19 protein-coding genes and 1 tRNA gene are annotated in these 17,900 nt (G+C 59.6%); 10 read left to right on the top strand and 10 right to left on the bottom strand.

The window, feature by feature from the left end:
- Positions 1-99 precede the first annotated feature (99 nt).
- The 4 genes from PH547_RS19350 (at position 100) to PH547_RS19335 (ending at position 3,753) form a co-directional block, all read left to right on the top strand.
- A tRNA-Met gene (locus PH547_RS19350) sits at positions 100-176 on the top strand.
- Positions 177-682: 506 nt separating this feature from the next.
- Positions 683-1,444 carry an SDR family oxidoreductase gene (locus tag PH547_RS19345; RefSeq protein ID WP_104821563.1) on the top strand — a complete coding sequence of 254 codons (762 nt, stop codon included), beginning with the start codon at positions 683-685 and terminating at the stop codon, positions 1,442-1,444.
- Between the two features lie 222 nt (positions 1,445-1,666).
- Positions 1,667-2,101, top strand: coding sequence for a CBS domain-containing protein (locus PH547_RS19340; RefSeq protein ID WP_104821564.1), 435 nt, complete (start codon positions 1,667-1,669; stop codon positions 2,099-2,101).
- A gap of 161 nt (positions 2,102-2,262) precedes the next feature.
- Positions 2,263-3,753 carry a cyclic nucleotide-binding domain-containing protein gene (locus PH547_RS19335; protein ID WP_285169100.1) on the top strand — a complete coding sequence of 497 codons (1,491 nt, stop codon included), beginning with the start codon at positions 2,263-2,265 and terminating at the stop codon, positions 3,751-3,753.
- Positions 3,754-3,862: 109 nt separating this feature from the next.
- Here the strand turns inward: PH547_RS19335 and PH547_RS33950 are convergent, their stop codons facing one another.
- A complete protein-coding gene (locus tag PH547_RS33950) occupies positions 3,863-4,363 on the bottom strand; it encodes a DUF2934 domain-containing protein (protein ID WP_483315553.1) in 501 nt (166 codons plus the stop codon).
- Positions 4,364-4,460: 97 nt separating this feature from the next.
- Here PH547_RS33950 and PH547_RS19325 point away from each other — a divergent pair, with 97 nt between their 5' ends.
- The 4 genes from PH547_RS19325 (at position 4,461) to PH547_RS19310 (ending at position 7,794) form a co-directional block, all read left to right on the top strand.
- Positions 4,461-5,318, top strand: a complete 858-nt coding sequence (locus tag PH547_RS19325; RefSeq protein ID WP_283048448.1) for a sugar phosphate isomerase/epimerase family protein — start codon at positions 4,461-4,463, stop codon at positions 5,316-5,318.
- Between the two features lie 399 nt (positions 5,319-5,717).
- Complete coding sequence (locus PH547_RS19320) at positions 5,718-6,503, top strand: EAL domain-containing protein (RefSeq protein ID WP_104824937.1); 786 nt, start codon at positions 5,718-5,720, stop codon at positions 6,501-6,503.
- Between the two features lie 97 nt (positions 6,504-6,600).
- A complete protein-coding gene (locus PH547_RS19315) occupies positions 6,601-7,203 on the top strand; it encodes a helix-turn-helix domain-containing protein (protein WP_285169099.1) in 603 nt (200 codons plus the stop codon).
- 90 nt (positions 7,204-7,293) lie between these two features.
- Entirely contained in the window at positions 7,294-7,794 is a 501-nt protein-coding gene (locus PH547_RS19310) for a Ros/MucR family transcriptional regulator (protein WP_104821567.1), read from the top strand.
- A gap of 81 nt (positions 7,795-7,875) precedes the next feature.
- On the opposite strand, the gene PH547_RS19305 is transcribed toward PH547_RS19310, so the two are convergent.
- On the bottom strand, positions 7,876-9,477 hold the full coding sequence (locus PH547_RS19305) for an inorganic phosphate transporter (protein WP_283048451.1): 1,602 nt from the start codon (positions 9,475-9,477) through the stop codon (positions 7,876-7,878).
- 254 nt (positions 9,478-9,731) lie between these two features.
- On the opposite strand from PH547_RS19305, the gene PH547_RS19300 reads away from it, so the two are divergent.
- On the top strand, positions 9,732-10,040 hold the full coding sequence (locus tag PH547_RS19300) for a GCG_CRPN prefix-to-repeats domain-containing protein (protein ID WP_104824939.1): 309 nt from the start codon (positions 9,732-9,734) through the stop codon (positions 10,038-10,040).
- 142 nt (positions 10,041-10,182) lie between these two features.
- Here PH547_RS19300 and PH547_RS19295 read toward each other — a convergent pair whose 3' ends face one another.
- Genes PH547_RS19295 through PH547_RS19285 form a run of 3 tightly spaced genes read right to left on the bottom strand, consistent with a single transcriptional unit; the run spans position 10,183 to position 11,815 of the window.
- Entirely contained in the window at positions 10,183-10,851 is a 669-nt protein-coding gene (locus PH547_RS19295; protein WP_285169098.1) for a hypothetical protein, read from the bottom strand.
- A 1-nt stretch (position 10,852) separates the two neighbouring features.
- Positions 10,853-11,593 carry a CbtA family protein gene (locus tag PH547_RS19290; RefSeq protein ID WP_104821569.1) on the bottom strand — a complete coding sequence of 247 codons (741 nt, stop codon included), beginning with the start codon at positions 11,591-11,593 and terminating at the stop codon, positions 10,853-10,855.
- Between the two features lie 12 nt (positions 11,594-11,605).
- Positions 11,606-11,815, bottom strand: a complete 210-nt coding sequence (locus PH547_RS19285) for a CbtB domain-containing protein (protein ID WP_104821570.1) — start codon at positions 11,813-11,815, stop codon at positions 11,606-11,608.
- 238 nt (positions 11,816-12,053) lie between these two features.
- Between PH547_RS19285 and PH547_RS19280 the strand changes: the two genes are divergently transcribed.
- Complete coding sequence (locus PH547_RS19280; protein ID WP_104821571.1) at positions 12,054-12,620, top strand: histidine phosphatase family protein; 567 nt, start codon at positions 12,054-12,056, stop codon at positions 12,618-12,620.
- 3 nt (positions 12,621-12,623) lie between these two features.
- Here the strand turns inward: PH547_RS19280 and PH547_RS19275 are convergent, their stop codons facing one another.
- The 5 genes from PH547_RS19275 to cyoA all read right to left on the bottom strand — a co-directional run bounded on the left by PH547_RS19275 (position 12,624) and on the right by cyoA (position 17,819).
- Positions 12,624-13,403 (bottom strand): SURF1 family protein, encoded by a 780-nt coding sequence (locus tag PH547_RS19275; protein WP_445944970.1) that lies wholly within the window; start codon positions 13,401-13,403, stop codon positions 12,624-12,626.
- Positions 13,404-13,575: 172 nt separating this feature from the next.
- On the bottom strand, positions 13,576-14,001 hold the full coding sequence (cyoD, locus tag PH547_RS19270; protein ID WP_104821572.1) for a cytochrome o ubiquinol oxidase subunit IV: 426 nt from the start codon (positions 13,999-14,001) through the stop codon (positions 13,576-13,578).
- Positions 13,998-14,627 carry a cytochrome o ubiquinol oxidase subunit III gene (cyoC, locus tag PH547_RS19265; protein ID WP_104821573.1) on the bottom strand — a complete coding sequence of 210 codons (630 nt, stop codon included), beginning with the start codon at positions 14,625-14,627 and terminating at the stop codon, positions 13,998-14,000. The genes cyoD and cyoC overlap by 4 nt, the downstream gene beginning before the upstream one ends.
- A gap of 4 nt (positions 14,628-14,631) precedes the next feature.
- Positions 14,632-16,635, bottom strand: a complete 2,004-nt coding sequence (gene cyoB / locus PH547_RS19260; RefSeq protein ID WP_104821574.1) for a cytochrome o ubiquinol oxidase subunit I — start codon at positions 16,633-16,635, stop codon at positions 14,632-14,634.
- A gap of 47 nt (positions 16,636-16,682) precedes the next feature.
- On the bottom strand, positions 16,683-17,819 hold the full coding sequence (cyoA, locus tag PH547_RS19255) for a ubiquinol oxidase subunit II (protein ID WP_285169096.1): 1,137 nt from the start codon (positions 17,817-17,819) through the stop codon (positions 16,683-16,685).
- Positions 17,820-17,900 lie beyond the last annotated feature (81 nt).

Raw genomic sequence — 17,900 nt, 5'->3', positions numbered from 1 at the left:
GCCCGGATCACGCAAGCCGCAACGCGGCTTGCTCAAGCTCCGACGAACCCCAACGGTTCGCTCAGGGCGGACAAACCGCAACGCGGTTTGCTCGGATAGCGCGGGGTGGAGCAGCCCGGTAGCTCGTCAGGCTCATAACCTGAAGGCCGCAGGTTCAAATCCTGCCCCCGCAACCAAGCCTTCCCAAACAACATTCCAATATCAATACCCCAAAGCATTCCGCTTCGCTGGCGATACCGCCGCAGCCGCCGGACCATAACCGGAAAGCCCAAGCTTCATAGCCTCGCACCGATACCAAATACACGAGAGCCCGCCATCGCGCGGGCTTTCGTGTATTTGGTAACCGCTCGACGACCTAACGCCTGCTCAGGCAACGAGGCACAGCGCGACGGCCACGGCGGAACAACTGCCTTGAATCCGAGCATTCAGGGTGAAGCATAAGTGTCGCCGCCGGCTATCTGCATGCACGGCGAACCCAGCCAGTGCCCGAAGTCGCAGACCCGGGCGCGCTTCCACTAGGATTTCCATCCGCCCGATGTATCCGACCTGTACTTTGGCATCGTGTGGCCAATGCTTCCGTTCGATAGGCTCGCGCGCCGAGCTGGCGCATTCTCCCCGGCATTGGTCGTGACCGACCGCAAGAGCAACGCGATTTTAAAAACCGCAAATCGGGAGACTGGAGATGAAAATCCTTATTATTGGCGGCACGGGCCTCATCGGTTCAAAGACGGCGGAGAGGCTGCGCAAGAAGGGTCATGAAGTAATAGCAGCCTCCCCGAATACGGGGGTTAACACCATTACCGGCGAAGGATTGGCCCAGGCCGTCGCTGGAGCACAGGTCGTGCTTGACCTGGCAAATTCGCCATCCTTCGAGGACAAGGCCGTTCTGGAGTTTTTCGAAACCTCCGGCCGAAACCTGCTTGCCGCAGAAGCGGCCGCCGGCGTTAAGCATCATATCGCGCTCTCGGTCGTCGGGACCGAGCGCCTGCCGCGCAGCGGCTATTTGCGCGCCAAGATGGCCCAGGAGAATCTGATCAGGAGTTCCGGGATACCCTATACCATCGTTCACTCGACGCAGTTCTTCGAGTTCCTGGCCGGCATCGCTCAGTCGGCAACCGTCGGTGAGACCGTGCACCTGCCGGCCGTCAATTTTCAGCCGATTGCGTCGGACGACGTCGCTGATGTCATGGCGGACGTGGCGCTTGCGCCGCCGGCGAACGGCATCGTTTACATCGCCGGGCCGGAGAGGGGGCGCTTCACCGACATTGTCGCGCGGTTCCTGAAAGCGGCCAATGATCCGCGCAAGGTCGTTGCGGATCCGCACGCACTCTATTTCGGCACGGAGTTGGATGACCGCTCGCTCGTCCCGGAGGAAGGCGACAACCCGCGCCTGGGCGCCATCGGCTTCGACCAGTGGTTCAGCCAATCTGCTCGCAAGAACTGACGATCGATCATCACGGCGTCAGTGAAAATGCCAGCAAAACAATGCGTGCTCGCCCGCTCGCGCATTCGCACAGAGGCTGACGCTGTTCGTTCCCAAGACTTGCTGGTGTTGTGAAAGTGGCGCCGCGTCGCGGCGCCACCTCGATCGGGCTCTTCGGTCTCGGGGATAGCCGAAACCTCGAATGAAATACTTGTCGCCCCTCGGACACCTCAGGAGGCCATGATGCGGATCGAACGACTAAACACAATGACATCGGCTCGCCTGATGGTGATCGATATCAACGCCACGCTGGAAACCGCCGCCCTCTCGCTTTCCAATCCCGGGATAGGATTGGCTGTCGTGAGCGGCGAAAATGGCAAGGCAACCGGCGTGCTCAGCAAGTCCGACCTTATTCGCCACCTTATGGACCGAGAACCGGACGCTTCGGTGGTGACACTCATGAGTCGGAATATCGTTTCCTGCGATCCCGATGACGAGCTCCTGGCCGCCTGGCAGATCATGGTGGCGCAGCGTCTGCAAAACATGCCGGTACTCGGCGCGGATTCGAAGCCTCTCGGCGTTCTCGATATTCGCGATGCGATGAAGGTGCTGTTTGAGCAAGAGCAGCTACAGGAGCATATGCTCGCAGATTACATAACGGGATTGGGCTACCGGTAGCCGATGGCGGCCTGAGATTGCCTAACCGGCCCGATGTTCAAACATTGCCGACATTAGCCGTCGTCGCATCCCATCGCGCCTGGGATTGAGGCGGTTCTTTCACATTTGCCCGAGCCGTCCGGCTCGCAGGAAGCTTTTCCACGCGCGCCGAGATGATCATCATGCTGCAGCTATATCTTGAAGGACTTGCGAGGGCTTCACTTGCATGGCTGATCACTCTCGAGCTGGCCGGCATCGTCGTGTGGCATTTGATCCCGCGCTGGCGTGTGAACCTCCGGCTTGTCGTGGAGATTGGCTTCTTTGCCGCGATGACCGCCGTTCTCATCGGCAGTGACATCTCGCCTATCCGGTTTCAAGGCTACGGCCTGGAAGACGCGCATGCTTTTGCCGTCATCATGGCGAAATTGCTGTGGTGGCTCCATCTCGCATGGGCGATCATCGGCTTCGTACGCATCTATCTGGTTCTAGAAGGCAAGCCACACGAGGAGCACCTTCTCCAGGATATCGTGGTCGGGCTGGTCTATCTTTGCGTCACCTTGTCGGCGCTGGCCTTCGTGCTTGGCATTCCGATCGGAACACTGGTCGCCACATCAGGCGTGATTGCTATCGTCCTCGGTCTGGCACTGCAAAACACCCTCGGAGATGTCTTCTCCGGCATCGCTCTTACTCTCGGGCGGAGCTATTCCCTGGGCGATTGGATTCTGCTCGCGGACGGGACGGAGGGGCGTGTCATTGCCAGCACCTGGCGGTCGACACAGGTTCTGACCGGAGCAAACAACGTCGTCGCTCTGCCCAACAGCGTCCTTGCCAAACTCGGACTGACGAACATCAGCCAGCCCGATGAAACGCATCTTCTCAAAATGACGGTGCGGGTGGCGCCGACGCGGATGCCCTCCATCGTCGAGGACGTCATGCAGTCGGTCTTGGCCGGTTGTAATTCGATCGTCAGGGAACCGCCCCCACAGGTGGCGCTGAAGAATTTGGACGCTGTCGCCCTGGAAATCGAGCTGCAGTTCTGGGTCAGGAATCCATCGCTGCGCACGAAAGCCCGAAATGAAGTGATGGATCTGTTTTATCGCCACTGCAAATCCGCCGGATTGCTGTTGGCGATGCCACCATCGGCTATCGCACTCATGAGCGAACCGCCCAGCGAAGAGCGCGCCAAGCCGCCTGAAATAACGCCGCTTGCCCTCATTGAGGCGATTCCCATTTTCTTCGGTCTGACGATGTCGGAGAAGGAACTTCTGGCCCGATCATGCGCGGTCCGTGAATATCAGAAGAACGACATCATTGTTCATCAGGGAGAAATGCTGGCCTCGATGATGATCATTCGCGCAGGGATCCTCGCAATGCGCTATGGCGAGCAGGAACAGAGACGGCTTTCGCCCGGGGATTTCTTCGGCGAGAGCGGCTTGCTTGCGGGGATGGGCGAAGTCTGCACACTGCAGGCGCTCACGCGCGTCACCGTCTATGAAATCGATCAACAGAGCTTTGCGCCGCTGCTCGACGCGCGCCCGGCCATGGCGGAGGAAATAGCTGCAAGACTCTCCGCCCGAGCCGATCATGTCCGCCATCTGCCTCTCTCCAAAACAGGTCAGGAGCGCAGTGCGCGCGCCTTCCTGAAGGCTATGCGGACGATCTTCGGCAGCTAACGCTTATCAAGCATACCGCCATCAGTGACGGCAAACCTCATTAGGGCCACCGACATGCTCGGCAGCTTCCCATGCGACGGCTTGGCTGTTGCCTCGGAGATACCGAGCCTTATCTCGTGCCAGTCAATTTCGAGAATGGTTGAGGTTCTGGTGCTTTACCGAGGATGGGCTTTTTTCCCCTGAACTTGATGAGAATGTCTTCGCCGTCCACGGAAGCCCGCGTGCGCTCAAGATCTTCCCGCTCGGCAACAGCCTGATTCCAATGTTCCTGATCACGGCCGTGCGGACGGCCCGCTTCTTCCCACAGAGAATATGCACGTCTTTTGATCCACTCATGTCCCTGTTCAGTCGGCATTATGCTCTCCTCCACATCAATGATTGTTTTTTGGAAATTTTTGTCTCGATGCATGCCGTGCCGGCGGACGCCAATGCTTTGGTGGGAATTTTCGCGCCCCTCGATCACGCACAGAAAACCATCATCTGAAGGGAATGTTCCCGGCCTTTGATAAGAATCATGGACGCCGTGGATCGGCGCATTTGAAAGGGTGGGCTGAGCTCCCTTTTGGGAGCCATGACAACCATGGCCCTTGACGCTCAGAGGTTGCTTCACAATTATCCATTTAGTTACTAGCGTCGCGCTTGGTTCGAGAGACATCGCGTTGGCGAGCGTCGCCTATTCATATCCCAGGAACCAAGCGGAGGATGCGATGGTTACCGCCGTTGACGTCAAAGCCCCACTGATATCGCTGGCATTTTCGACACTAGGCTGCGCAGAGCTGGAATTGGATGAAGCCCTGGCTCTGGCCGCACGTCATGGCCTCGATGCGATCGAAATTCGTGCTCTCGGCGGTATGATCGATCTGCCGGCCTATTTTGCCGAGCGGTTCGGCACTCCGGCAGGCCTTGTCCATGCGCTCGAGCGAGCCCCTGTGGCCATTTGTGCGCTCAACACGTCGATGCGCCTCGTCGGCGCTGCGCCGCAAGCGAAGGAAGAGTTCCTGCGTTACCTTCCCTGGGCCGAGGCGGCCGGCATAAAAGCGCTGCGCATTTTCGATGGCGGCGGCACCGGTGATGCCGGCGAACTTTCCGAGGCGCTGTCGACACTGGAATGGTGGCGCGAGACGGCCAGGCGCGAGGGTTTTGCATCGGATATCATGGTGGAGACACACGATTTTCTGGTGCATCCGGACGCGCTCGGCCGCTTTCTGGAAGCGGCACCCGATTGCGCCCTGCTCTGGGATACGCATCATACCTGGCGCAAAGGCGGACAAGATCCCGCGGAGACCTGGAAGCAAGTCCGTCGCAACACCAGGCACCTGCATGTGAAGGACAGCATCTCGAAGCAAAGCGGGAAGCTGCCATATACTTACACGCCCCCCGCCGCCGGCGAGTTTCCGATGGCGGCGCTGCTCTCCGCATTGGCCGCCGATCGCTATGACGGCGTCATGAGCCTCGAATGGGAGCGGCTGTGGCATGCAGATCTCCCGCCGCTCGACCACGCCCTGCGGGAGGCAAGGCAAGCGAACTGGTGGCCGCAGTCCGATGCAGGCGATCCCGAACGGTAAGCCTGTCAGGATTTTAACGGAACCCGTGCCGGAGAAACTTGGGCGTCTAAGCCATGCTTCAATATAGCGGCCCCATGGTTCGCGGCGGAAGATTGTCGCCGCCCGCTTCGGCAGTAATTGAATTAGTAACTAGAAAAACTCGTATCAATTGAATGTTCGATGACACTAGTTTACATATTAGTAATATAGTGATTCTAAGTCAGTTGTCGCCCTGATGCGACATTTCTGCTTGGGGAAGGAAAATTCTAGTTACCTTGAGCTAAAGGGTCCGGGAGATGGAAAAGGCGGCTTTTAGGCACCAGAAATCCCATGCTCCCCCCTTCTTTGCGTCTTTTTCAGACGTTCCCTTTTCTTTCCGAATTTCTGTTCGCTGCCCATCTTGCAGCCTTTGGAGGCTTGATGAGCGGTAGAGGAAACCGGATTGACAAGGGGCATAGCGCCCTGATTTTAAAGGCAATCGCCAAGGGCGGCTTGAGCTTTGTCGTACAACCGATCCATGACGCCCAAGACATTGAAGCGATCCTCTATGCCGAATGCCTGGCGCGTGTAACGGATGCCGAGGGTGTCGTTCACACCGCAGGCGCCTTCGTGCCGCAGTTGGAGCGACTGGAAGGTCGCTTCGACCTCGATCTCCGCATGCTGGAGTTGGTTCTGTCTGCCTTGACGGCGGATGCGGCACTGACACTCGGCTGCAATCTATCCGCAGCCACTTTGTCCGCGCCGGATCGATTTGCCGATATCTTCAATCGAATCAGCCGCCAGCCCGAGCTCACGTCCCGGCTTGTCGTTGAAGTTACCGAGACCTATCCGCTCGTCGGCGCGCCCGTCGAGCGGTTGAAGATGATACGTGCACTCGGTTGCCGCATTGCGATCGATGATTTCGGCACCGGCTATGCGACCCCCTCGCACCTGCTGCAGGTTACGGCCGATATCGTCAAAATCGATGCGTCCTTCATCCGCGATATCAGGCCCGGCCGGGATGGCCATGATAGCCTGTATCACTTGGTCGGTTTTGCATCCTGTCTGGCGCCCCTGGTTGTTGTCGAGGGCATAGAAACCGAGGCGCAATTGGAGGCGGCACGCTCGACCGGCGGGACGCATGCGCAAGGCTTCCTTCTGTCCAGGCCCATGGCGCTTCAGCAGCTTCCTCAAATGCGTAAATTCGGCCTACGGGAGGTTGGATGAATATTCCGCGCCTTGTCTCGCGAAGCTGCTCGGCAAAACGAACCTGGGGCCAGGAGTCCATCGGGGGGACGCGCGGCTTGATCGCGGAGGTGACGGCATGATCAAACATCCTTCCTTCGCTCGGGACCATGATTTCTCGGCCGCACAGGATGTGCAGGCGCAAGCTCGGCTTAGTCTGCTATTCGAGGAGTTGCAGGGCCTGTTCCCCGGCGTTTCGTACATCGGTAGCGACTTGCCGTTCGCTCTTGTGGGCGGAGACGAGCCGCACATCGTTGTTCACAACATCTCGGGAAATGCCTCCGGACGGGTCACGATCGATCCCGAAAACGGCCTTTATGTCTTTTGTGAACTCGACAGCGCCACCGGCATCGTACTGGCGACGGCGAGCGAAGAGCGGCTGATCGATGAAATCGTCGCACACCTCTCCGCCAGCGACGACAACCTTGTGCCGCGCACCGTGAACACCGCCGTCGGCGTTCTCGTCGGCCAGACCGTGGAGGATGTCGAGCGAAAACTCATCCTTCAGACCCTGCGTCATTGCAACGGCAATCCAACCTATGCCGCCTTCATGCTCGGCATTCCCCTCATCCTCCTGTGTACCAAGCTGGCCACCTACTTTGCGGATCCTGCAAAGGACTTTGCAGATCCCGCAAAGGATGCGGCTGGCCATGCAGAGCCCGTGAAGAAAGACCGGCAATGAGCAGGCGTCCTCATCAAGAAATGCCAAGGGTGCCGCAACCAAAACCTGTGGAGTTTGAAACCGATGCAAGATTCACGAATGGCTTTGTACATGAAGCAGTCACGCGAGGCGGCCGACGCCAGGCCACATGAGATTCGGGAAACGATGATGGACGCTTTCAATAGTAGAAGAGACCTGCCCCAGTCGCAAACGCATGTTCTGTTTGACGGCTGTGTGAAGATTGTTTCGGCCTATGTCAGCCACAACCCTGTTCTTGCCGGGAGCCTTCCGAAGCTGATCGCGGATGTGCATGAAGCGCTGCAGGCTTTGAATGGATCCGCATCTCCGATGGAGTCAGCCAAGCCTGTTCCGGCCGTCGATCTCAAGAAATCGGTGACGAACGACTACATCATTTGCCTCGAGGACGGGAAACGCTTCAAGACGCTCAAGCGGCACCTGCGCGTTCATTACGGCATGACGCCCGAGGAATATCGCGCAAAATGGGGTCTTGCTCCCAACTATCCGATGGTCGCCCAGAATTATGCGAATCGCCGTTCGGAACTCGCCAAGCTCTCCGGCCTCGGCGCCAACGGCAACAAGCCGCAAGAATAATGGCGCCTCAAGGGCGCCATCATCTCTTGACGATATTTTTGCCTGCTGAGCCGCCGCAGCTCGATAGCTCGGCGGCACCGGTCAAAAGACCTGGCGCAGCACGATGAACAGCACGAAGGCAAGCGCGATCGAGGCGGGCAGCGTCAGAATCCAGGCCATCAGCATGTTGCGGACGGTGGACCACTGCAGACCGGAACCATTGGCGGCCATCGTGCCGGCGACGCCGGAGGACAGGACGTGCGTGGTCGAAACCGGCAGGCCGAGATGGTCGGCCGCACCGATCGTCAGCATGGCGACGACTTCGGCGGCGCCGCCCTGGCCATAGGTCAGGTGCGTCTTGCCGATCTTTTCGCCGACGGTGACGACGATACGCTTCCAGCCGACCATGGTGCCGAGGCCGAGTGCCAGCGCCACCGCAACCTTCACCCAGAGCGGAATGAACTTGGTCGCGTGATCGACCGCGGCGTGATAGTTGGTCACGGCCTTCAGATCATCCGGGCTCATCTGCAGCAGCTTCTGCTTGTCTATGAGCTTCAACGATTCACCGATCAGGTAGATGTCGTTACGAACGTTGCCGACCAGGCCGTTCGGCAGTTTTTCGACGCTCGGATAGGCGGCGATTTCAGCGCTGGTGGCGTGGATATAGGCCTGCAGTGCTGGCGTCGTTTCGTCCGTCCAGGTCTTGCTCTTCACGGCAACGCTGACGGCAGCCTTCGGGTCTGCGGGCGTGGCGACGCCGGCCTTCACATACTTGCCGAGTACCGTCTCGACCTGCGCCGAGGCTGCCTTGTAGGCATCGAGGTAATTGACATCGGGCGTCTTGTTCAGCGCGAAAGCGGTCGGTACTAGGCCGATAAGGATGAGCATGATCAGACCCATGCCCTTCTGGCCATCGTTCGAACCATGGGCGAAGCTGACGCCGGTGCAGGTGAAGATCAGCAGGCCGCGGATCCACAGCGGCGGTGGCGTATTGCCCTTCGGCGCTTCATAAAGCTCCTTGTTGCGGATCAGAACTTTGGAGACCAGCAACAACACAGCGGCTAGGCAGAAGCCGATGATCGGCGACAGCAGCAGCGACAGGCCGACATTGCTTGCCTGCGACCAGTCGACACCGCTCGTGGCGGAACCGGCCGGCGCCAGGAACTGATTGGCAAGACCGACGCCGATGATGGAGCCGACGAGCGTGTGCGAGCTCGAAGCCGGTAGGCCGAGATACCAGGTGCCGAGGTTCCATACGATGGCGGCGGTCAACAGGGCGAAGACCATGGCAAGGCCGGAGCCCGAGCCGACCTGCAGGATCAGTTCGACGGGCAACAGCGCCAGAATGCCGAACGCGACGGCACCGGAAGAGGTCAGCACGCCGAGGAAATTAAAGAATCCCGACCAGATAACCGCAAATTCGGCCGGCAGCGAACGGGTGTAGATGACGGTAGCGACCGCATTGGCCGTATCGTGGAAACCGTTGACGAATTCGAAGCCGAGCGCGATCAGCAACGCCAATCCGAGCAGGATCCACGGAACCGCCGCCGCATTGGCAAGATCGTTGCCAAGGGCATAGCCAACGTAAGCAAGGCCGCCGAGTACGACGATGCCGAAGAGCGGCAGGAACCATTTGGCGGAACCGCCTGCGCCGTGAATAGGGTGGTCGCCACCCTCCGAATTGCTTGAAACGACGTCGACCATCTCAAACTCCCTATCGCAAATAACGTCTTCATTTAAGCGCGGTTGATGACGCTCTCGTGACGCGTACTCGTGGTGTCGATACTGAACTTCTTGTTGCGAACGTCTCTCCTAAGGCGGCAGTGGGCGACACGCGCATTGCAACCTCACGTTCAACGTCTTGATTTTGCCGCGAAAAGGCCTTTTTCGGTTCACCCGGGGTTCAGCCAGCGGGGATTTAAATCCGCTTGTAAGGGACTTGAATGGAGATCATCACGATGAGATTGCCCGTGATTGCCGTTGCTGCCGTACTCGGCAGCCTTGTCGTATCTTCGGCAGAAGCAATGCCTATCGCCGCTGTTGGGACCGTGGCTAAAGCGCCGGTCGTCAACGTTGATTATGCCTGCGGCCGTGGCTGGCATTTGACGCCGCGCGGCGTATGCCGGCCGAACCGCTATGGGCCGCCGCGCGGTTATGGCTGGGGATATTACAGGGCGCCACCGCCGCGTTGGGGCTGGTATGGCCATCGTCCCTATTATCGTGACGGATGGGACGGTGGTTGGCGAGGCCGGCCGCGTGATTGGTAAAATAAGACACACCGCCGTCCGGTGACGGCGGGTGTCGTCTACTAGAGCGGGAAAGCGATTCATGGAATCGCTTTCCCGCTCTATCTCTTTGTTTTTACGCATTCCGGACGGAAAACCGTTTCGCACTTTTCCTGGAATTGCTCTAATCGGCAATGGCCGGTTTCGTCCGCAGGAGCCGCGCGGTCCACCACAGCGCGGCCATTGCCGTCATCAGCGCCAGCATCGTCGCGGCGAGGCTTTTGACGTGCAGAAAGATGCCGGCGAGCCGTGGCCGGATCAAGTCGGCGGTGTTGAAGCCTTCGTTGCTGAATTGGCAGAGAATAAGCGACAGATTGTTGCGTACCAGCGCGCCGTCGATCTCCGAGACGAGGTCGCCGGCGGCAGCCATTTCGTCCTTCATCGTCCGCATCTGCAGCAGCGCCATCTTGGCGGCGGCGAGATAGGCATGCGAGCATTCGTTAAAGGGACTGTCCTCATCGCCAACGCTTCCCGGCATGACGCCCCAAAGGCAATAGGCACGCTGGATTTGTGCGTAGTTCAGGACGCGACGGAAGGACTCGTCGGTATCGGACGCCGATGAGGCAAGCGCGATGATGCGCCCGTAGTAAGGAGCGATCACGGCCATTTCGCCATGGGTCAAGCTTGGTATCGGAATGCCCGCACGAGTTCCGGACGAGCTGCCGCTATGCGCCTTCGCCTCCAGCGGCAAGCCGAGTGCGCAGATCAGATAAAAGACCGAAAACAGAATGGCTGGTCGCCGCCAATATATCCCCCGCAAAAAGTCATGCGGGGGACATGTCAGGCTTGCCATTTCAGGCCCGGCGCATGGATGTGCGACCGTAGCGAACCTGCGGCAGGTCACGTTCGGCCCATGCCCCGAAGGCGAGGCCGAGTGTCGCCCACAGGATCGCGTGCATGCCGAGCGACGCGATGCGGAAGCGCCAGAGCACGACGGCGGAGAACTGCTCCGGCACTTCGTTGATCGTCGGCAGGAGGTATTGAACCAGGCCGATGAACACGATGTAGGCGATGCCAGCGAAAATCACGCCGTTCCATGAACCGTAGCGTGTTACCAGACCGCGGACGAGGGACACCGCGGCAACCATGGCGACGACGGAGGCAACGATCATCACGAAGAACAGCTCGGTCCTCGCGCCGATAGTGTCCGGATTGCCGACCGCCGGCGGATTGGCCGGATATTTGATGTCGGGAACCAGGGAGATGGCGATGAAGGCGGCGATTGCCAGCAGCGCGGCAGTGCCGCGGGCGCCAAAGGGGCTGATACGGCCATAGACATAGGCGAAGACCAGGGCAAAGAGCCCGCCGACTGCCGTTGCATAGACCAAGGCACCGGTGAAGAGGCCGAGGCCTGCCTGGGTGGCGCGGCTGACGATCTCCGGTTCCGGGGCTTCGCCTGCCGCCTGGGCAGCCTGCTCTTCAAACGCGATCGCCCGCTCGACGAGCGGCTCGCCGAAAGTATGGGCGAAGGCAAAAATGAGAATACCCGCCAGCACTCCGACCAGCATGCCGCGGAGCAAAAGACGTCCAACCATGTTCCAGACCCCTTAGTGGCAGGGGAACCCGAGCAGGTGGCGCGCGTCGTGCACGAATTCGTGCACATACGAGCCCGACATCAGCGCGGTCGCACCTTGCTCGGCGCCGATGAAGTAGATCGCCAGCATGAGGAGAAGACCGGCGAAAATCGCCCAAGGCAGGATTTCGCCAACCGGGATCGGCGTCGGGATTGCGGTCGGTGCGAAGGTGGTATCAGCCATTTTATTTCCCTTTAAGAAGAGCGCGTTCCATTTACGGAAGGGTTTTTTACGGGAAGGGTCTGGCTCTCTAGGGGCGGTATCCGCCCTTCGATTACAGTGGCGCGACCGCGCCGGGATTTCACCGGCTTCCACACCCGTAAGACTAAGCTTATAGCTGGCTGCAAAGACGATTGTCAATCAAGGCGTTGCCGTGATCGAAAGTCGCGGCAGCGGACCCGGTCTGAGGATATAGGATATTATGAGAGCGCGTTTGAGCTGGGTCTGCCACGGAATGACCGAAGCCAACCGGAAGAACCGGTTTCCGGTGGATGAGCCGCTGGAGGCAAAGGCCACTCAACAGGCCGGCCTGCTTGCCGCGCAGCTTGGAACGGTCGACCGCGCGTGGACGAGCCCGGCTCTACGGGCCGGCCAGACGGCTGTGGCTATGGGACTTGACGCTGCAACGGAACCATCTTTCCGCGAGTGCGACTATGGGCGCTGGCAAGGCCGGTCGATCACCGAGTTACACGAAGCCGATGCGGAAGCGCTGTCGCGGTGGATGCTGGATTTGGATGCGGCGCCGCATGGTGGCGAACCCTTATCCGCCGTCCTCGCCCGCGTCGGCGATTGGATGAAGAGCCACACCGGCGAGGGCGGTCACAGCGTCGTCGTCACGCATGCGACCGTCATCCGTGCCGCTATTCTCCATGTGTTGCAAGCGCCGCCTACCGCGTTCTGGACGATCGATGTGGAATCGCTCGGCATCGTGGAGATGACCAGCGACGGCCGCCGCTGGCAGCTTCGTTTTCCGAATGCCGTAAGATAGTGGTTAGCGGCTCGCCTTCGCTCGCTGCCGCTCAAAATAGATAAGATAGGCGGCAAGGCCTGATGTCATCACGGCAAGCCCGTACCATGTGATGGCGTAGACGAGATGATTGTTGGGGAAGACGATCTGCGTCAGGCCACCGACAGGCAGATCGCCCGGATTTTTCGTATCGTCCGCATCGATGAAATAGGGCGCGACGTTTTGAAGGCCCCGCGCGGCGGCGATCGCCGTAACGTCGCGGGAATACCAGCGCTCTTCCGATGGCACGTTGGAGCGCAGCAGCGTGCCCCTCGGCTCGTTGATCCTGAGCAGGCCGGTGACGGTCGTCTCGCCAGCCAGCTCGCCGGCTGGGCGGGTGTCCGGGTTGCGCTTGTCGGTCGGCACGAAACCGCGATTGACGATGATAATCATACCGTCAGCCGCTTTCATCGACGTCAGCACCCAATAACCGGGGCCGAGCGCGGTCGAGGCATAGACCTGCGCTTCCTTATCGTTGAGGAAGGTGCCGGTCGTCTGAACATGCTTGTATTCGTAGCCGGCGGCGTCGATCGCGGACCATTCCGCTGGGCCGGGGGCGGCCACGGGCGGCGCGTGCACCCGGGCATCGACGCGGGCGATCAGATCCAGCTTCCAGGACAGCCGCTTCACCTGCCAGGTGCCGAGCGCAATGAGCGCTGCGGTCAATAGCAGAAGCAGGATTACCCAGATGGCAAGCGCGAGCGTGGAGCGGGGCTTTTTGGAAAGAGTGTCGGTGGGGGTATCGGTCAAGGCGCTGAACTCCATCGGAGGCGCTGTCGCATGATTCCGAAAAGTGCGAGGCGGCGTTCGGATAAGATCATGCATCATCTAAAAAATACTGCTGCTCGTCCCATCGGATGCTCGAAGCAGTAGCCCAGCGGAAATCTTACGCTGGAAAAGCGGCGGGCATCCGTGGGGACACCCGCCGTCCGGTTTGTTACGGCATATTGCGCATCATGTCGGGCGACATGGGCATCATGTTGGAATTGAGGTGGTGCATGACCCAGAGCGAGCCGGAAAGCGCGATGACCACCAGCACGATGGTGAAGATCAGCGCCATCATGTTCCAGCCGCCTTCCGACTTGGTGTTCAAGTGCAGGAAATAGATCATGTGCACGATGATCTGGATGGCGCCGAGGATCATGATCAACACCGCCGTGACGGCCGGATCGGAGAAGACCTTGGCCATGACCAGCCAGAAGGGGATGGCAGTCAGGATGACGGAGAGGATGAACCCCGTCACGTAGCTCTTGAACGTGCCGTGGCCGGCCTCATGGCCGCCATGGCCGTGACCGTGACCGTGACCATGGCCGTGAGCGTGGGCGTCGGCGGAATGATGCGAAGAATTGGCGTTCGAGCTCATCCGAGAACTCCCATGAGGTAGACGAAGGAAAACACGCCGATCCAGACGACATCGAGGAAGTGCCAGAACATCGACAGGCACATCAGACGGCGCTTGTTAGCGGGAATGAGCCCGTGCCGGCTTGTCTGCACCATCAGCGTGATCAGCCAGACGAGGCCGCTGGTGACGTGCAGGCCGTGCGTGCCGACCAGCGTGAAGAAGGCCGACAGGAAGGCGCTGCGCTGCGGGCCGGCGCCTTCCAGGATCAGGTGATAGAATTCGTTCAGTTCGAAATAGATGAAGGCGGCGCCGAACAGGCCGGTGATCGCCAGCCACAACAGCGTCGCCGACTTGTTGTCCTTCTCCATGGTCAGCATGGCGAAGCCATAGGTGATGGAGGAGAGCAGCAGCATCGTCGTGTTGAGGGCGACGACCGGCAGCTCGAACAGGTCGGCCGGCGACGGACCGGCCGCATAGCTGCGGCCAAGCACGGCATAGGTCGCAAAGAGCACCGCGAAGATCAGGCAGTCGCTCATGATGTAGAGCCAGAAGCCGAGCATCGTGCTACCTTCCGGATGATGCTCCTCCGTCAGGTAGAAGGCGGTAGCTTCGCCATCCTTGGAAGCGGGTACGGTATGGGTCGTCATGGGTTTATACCTGTCCTGCGAGCGCCTTCGTGCGCTCGGCCTCAGTCTTCACGACCTCGTCGGCGGGAATGTAGAAGTCGCGCTTATAGTTGAAGGTATGGCCGATCGTAATGGCGATCATCGCGACGAAGGTAATGGCGGCGAGCCACCAGATGTACCAGATCATGCCGAATGCGAAGGCGATGGAGAGAACGCCGAGGATGACGCCCGTGCCAGTGTTCTTCGGCATGTGGATCGGGATGAAACCCTCCGTCGGACGCTTGTAACCGCGATTCTTCATGTCCCACCAGGCGTCGTGATCATAGACGATCGGCGTGAAGGCGAAGTTGTAGGCCGGCGGCGGCGACGAGGTGGACCATTCCAGCGTACGGCCGTTCCAGGGATCGCCGGTGTGATCGCGAAGCTCTTCGCGCTTCATGAAGCTGACGGCAAGCTGGATGAGGAAGCAGGCGATGCCGATGGCGATCAGTCCGGCGCCGAAGGCTGCGATGATGAACCAGATCTGCAGCGACGGATCGTCGAACTGGTTGACGCGGCGGGTAACACCCATCAGGCCGAGGATATAGAGCGGCATGAAGGCGAACCAGAAGCCGATCTGCCAGAACCAGAAGCTCATCTTGCCCCAGAAAGGATCGAGCTTGAAGCCGAAGGCCTTGGGGAACCAGTAGTTGACACCCGCAAACATGCCGAAGAGCACGCCGCCGATGATCACGTTATGGAAGTGGGCGATCAGGAACAGCGAGTTGTGCAGCACGAAGTCGGCCGGCGGAACCGCGAGCATGACGCCGGTCATGCCGCCGATGGTGAAGGTCACCATGAAGCCGACAGTCCACAGCATCGGCACTTCGTAGCGGATGCGGCCGTGGTACATCGTGAACAGCCAGTTGAACAGCTTCGCACCCGTCGGGATCGAGATGATCATCGTGGTGATGCCGAAGAAGGAGTTGACGCTGGCGCCCGAGCCCATCGTGAAAAAGTGGTGCAGCCAGACGAGGTAGGAGAGGATCATGATCACGCAGGTGGCGTAGACCATCGAGGCGTAGCCGAAGAGGCGCTTGCCGCAGAAGGTGGCGACGACTTCCGAGAAGACGCCGAAGGCCGGCAGCACCAGAATGTAGACTTCCGGGTGGCCCCAGATCCAGATGAGGTTGACATACATCATCGGATTGCCGCCGAGGTCGTTCGTGAAGAAGTTCGTGCCGGCGTAGCGATCGAGCGTCAGCAATGCGAGCGTGGCGGTCAGGATCGGGAAGCTCGCGACGATCAGGATGTTGGTGCAGAGCGAGGTCCAGGTGAAGACCGGCATTTTCATGAAGGTCATGCCCGGAGCGCGCATCTTGACGATGGTCGCGATCAGGTTGATGCCCGAAAGCGTCGTTCCGATACCCGCGACCTGCAGGCCCCAGATGTAATAATCGACGCCGACGTCGGGACTATAGGCGATGCCGGAAAGCGGCGGATAGGCCAGCCAGCCGGTCTTGGCGAATTCGCCGATGAAGAGCGAGATCATGATGATGATCGCGCCGGCCGTCGTCATCCAGAACGAGAAGTTGTTGAGGAAGGGGAAGGAGACGTCGCGTGCGCCGATCTGCAGTGGCACGACGAGGTTCATCAGACCGGTGACGAAGGGCATCGCCACGAAGAAGATCATGATGACGCCGTGGGCGGTGAAGATCTGGTCGTAGTGGTGCGGCGGCAGATAGCCATCGGAACCGTTGAAGGCGATCGCCTGTTGCAGGCGCATCAGCAATGCGTCGGAGAAGCCGCGCAGCAGCATGATGAGTGCCAGCACGACGTACATGATACCGATCTTCTTGTGATCGATGCTGGTGAACCATTCCTTCCAGAGATAGCCCCAAAGACGGAAATAAGTCAGCAGGCCGAGAAGGGCGATACCGCCGAGGGCAACGCCGATGAAGGTCACGACGAGGATAGGCTCGTGATAGGGAATCGAATCGAGCGTCAGCCGACCGAAGATGAATTTATAGAGGTCCGGGTTGGAAAACATGGATCGCCTCTGTCCCTTATGAATGTCTTGTTATTGAGCGCACCGGATCAGTGACCCTGATGCTGCGCCGAACCGGTCGACGAATCGGAAGAAGAGCCGTTGCCCATATCCATGCCCTGCATGGAGCCCATGCCCTGCATCGAGTTGTCGCCTTGCTGCATGGTATGGCCAGCGCTGCCGTCAGCCTTGACCGGCGTCACTTCGCCTGCATCCGCACCGCGGTTGTCGTAGATCAGGCGCTCGCGGTTTTCCTGGCTGTCCTTGCCGGCGCCGCCCTTGGCGTCGATATGCATCATCTCGCCCATGCACATTTTGCTGGGATCGGCGCACATATTGAGGATGGCGTCGTATAGGCCGTCGTCGACCGAATTGTAGTAACGCACCGGCTCTCTTTCACTCGGCTTGGCGAGCGTCAGATATTCCGGGCGGCCGAGGGTCGAGCCCTGGGCCTTTACCTTCTGGACCCATTGGTCGAAGTCGGCCTGGCTCAGACCATGGAACTTGAAGCGCATATGCGAGAAGCCGGCGCCGCTGTAGTTGGCGGACAGGCCCTGATATTCGCCCGGTTTGTTGATGACGGCATGCAGCTTCGTTTCCATGCCAGGCATGGCGTAGATCTGGCCGGCGAGCGCGGGAATGAAGAACGAGTTCATCACCGAGGAGGCCGTGATCTTGAAGTTGATGGGCGCATCCACCGGCGCGGCCATTTCGTTGACCGTGGCGATGCCGAGATCGGGATAGAAGAACAGCCATTTCCAATCGAGCGCCACGACTTCGACATTCAGCGGTCTTGTCGTGGTGGTCACCGGCTTGCCGGCGGCGACGCGGTCGAGCGGCCGGTAGGGGTCGAGCTGGTGGGTGCTGATCCAGGTCACCGCGCCGAGCGCGATGATGATGGCGAGCGGCGCCGACCAGATGACGAGCTCGAGGCGGGTCGAATGATGCCAGTCCGGATTATAGGGTGCTGTCGTGTTCGACTGGCGATATTTCCAGGCAAAGAACAGGGTTAGGAAAATCACCGGTATGATGATCAACAGCATCAGGACGGTCGAGACGACGATAAGGTCGCGTTGCTGCACGGCGATGTCGCCGGAGGGAGCCATCACCACCATGTTGCAGCCCGAGAGCAGCAAGATGAGCGGTAGGACGGATAAGCGGCTGAAAATCTTCGATAGTCTTGGCACGTCTCAAAGCTCTTTTTGTTATTGACCGTATGGCGACTAAAGGACGGCGGTCATGAACGGTATGAGGTGTTTCGTCGCACC

The sequence above is a fragment of the Rhizobium cerradonense genome (genome assembly GCF_030182455.1).
Taxonomy (GTDB): Bacteria; Pseudomonadota; Alphaproteobacteria; order Rhizobiales; family Rhizobiaceae; genus Rhizobium.
The sequence above is the reverse complement of the archived record's forward strand: the minus strand, read 5'-3'. Positions and strand labels throughout refer to the sequence as shown.

Coding starts and splice junctions, on each gene's coding strand:
- PH547_RS19345 (WP_104821563.1), top strand. CDS start 683: ATGAAAATCCTTATTATTGGCGGCACGGGCCTCATCGGTTCAAAGACG.
- PH547_RS19340 (WP_104821564.1), top strand. CDS start 1,667: ATGCGGATCGAACGACTAAACACAATGACATCGGCTCGCCTGATGGTG.
- PH547_RS19335 (WP_285169100.1), top strand. CDS start 2,263: ATGCTGCAGCTATATCTTGAAGGACTTGCGAGGGCTTCACTTGCATGG.
- PH547_RS19325 (WP_283048448.1), top strand. CDS start 4,461: ATGGTTACCGCCGTTGACGTCAAAGCCCCACTGATATCGCTGGCATTT.
- PH547_RS19320 (WP_104824937.1), top strand. CDS start 5,718: ATGAGCGGTAGAGGAAACCGGATTGACAAGGGGCATAGCGCCCTGATT.
- PH547_RS19315 (WP_285169099.1), top strand. CDS start 6,601: ATGATCAAACATCCTTCCTTCGCTCGGGACCATGATTTCTCGGCCGCA.
- PH547_RS19310 (WP_104821567.1), top strand. CDS start 7,294: ATGAAGCAGTCACGCGAGGCGGCCGACGCCAGGCCACATGAGATTCGG.
- PH547_RS19305 (WP_283048451.1), bottom strand. CDS start 9,477: ATGGTCGACGTCGTTTCAAGCAATTCGGAGGGTGGCGACCACCCTATT.
- PH547_RS19300 (WP_104824939.1), top strand. CDS start 9,732: ATGAGATTGCCCGTGATTGCCGTTGCTGCCGTACTCGGCAGCCTTGTC.
- PH547_RS19295 (WP_285169098.1), bottom strand. CDS start 10,851: ATGGCAAGCCTGACATGTCCCCCGCATGACTTTTTGCGGGGGATATAT.
- PH547_RS19290 (WP_104821569.1), bottom strand. CDS start 11,593: ATGGTTGGACGTCTTTTGCTCCGCGGCATGCTGGTCGGAGTGCTGGCG.
- PH547_RS19285 (WP_104821570.1), bottom strand. CDS start 11,815: ATGGCTGATACCACCTTCGCACCGACCGCAATCCCGACGCCGATCCCG.
- PH547_RS19280 (WP_104821571.1), top strand. CDS start 12,054: ATGAGAGCGCGTTTGAGCTGGGTCTGCCACGGAATGACCGAAGCCAAC.
- PH547_RS19275 (WP_445944970.1), bottom strand. CDS start 13,403: ATGGAGTTCAGCGCCTTGACCGATACCCCCACCGACACTCTTTCCAAA.
- cyoD (WP_104821572.1), bottom strand. CDS start 14,001: ATGAGCTCGAACGCCAATTCTTCGCATCATTCCGCCGACGCCCACGCT.
- cyoC (WP_104821573.1), bottom strand. CDS start 14,627: ATGACGACCCATACCGTACCCGCTTCCAAGGATGGCGAAGCTACCGCC.
- cyoB (WP_104821574.1), bottom strand. CDS start 16,635: ATGTTTTCCAACCCGGACCTCTATAAATTCATCTTCGGTCGGCTGACG.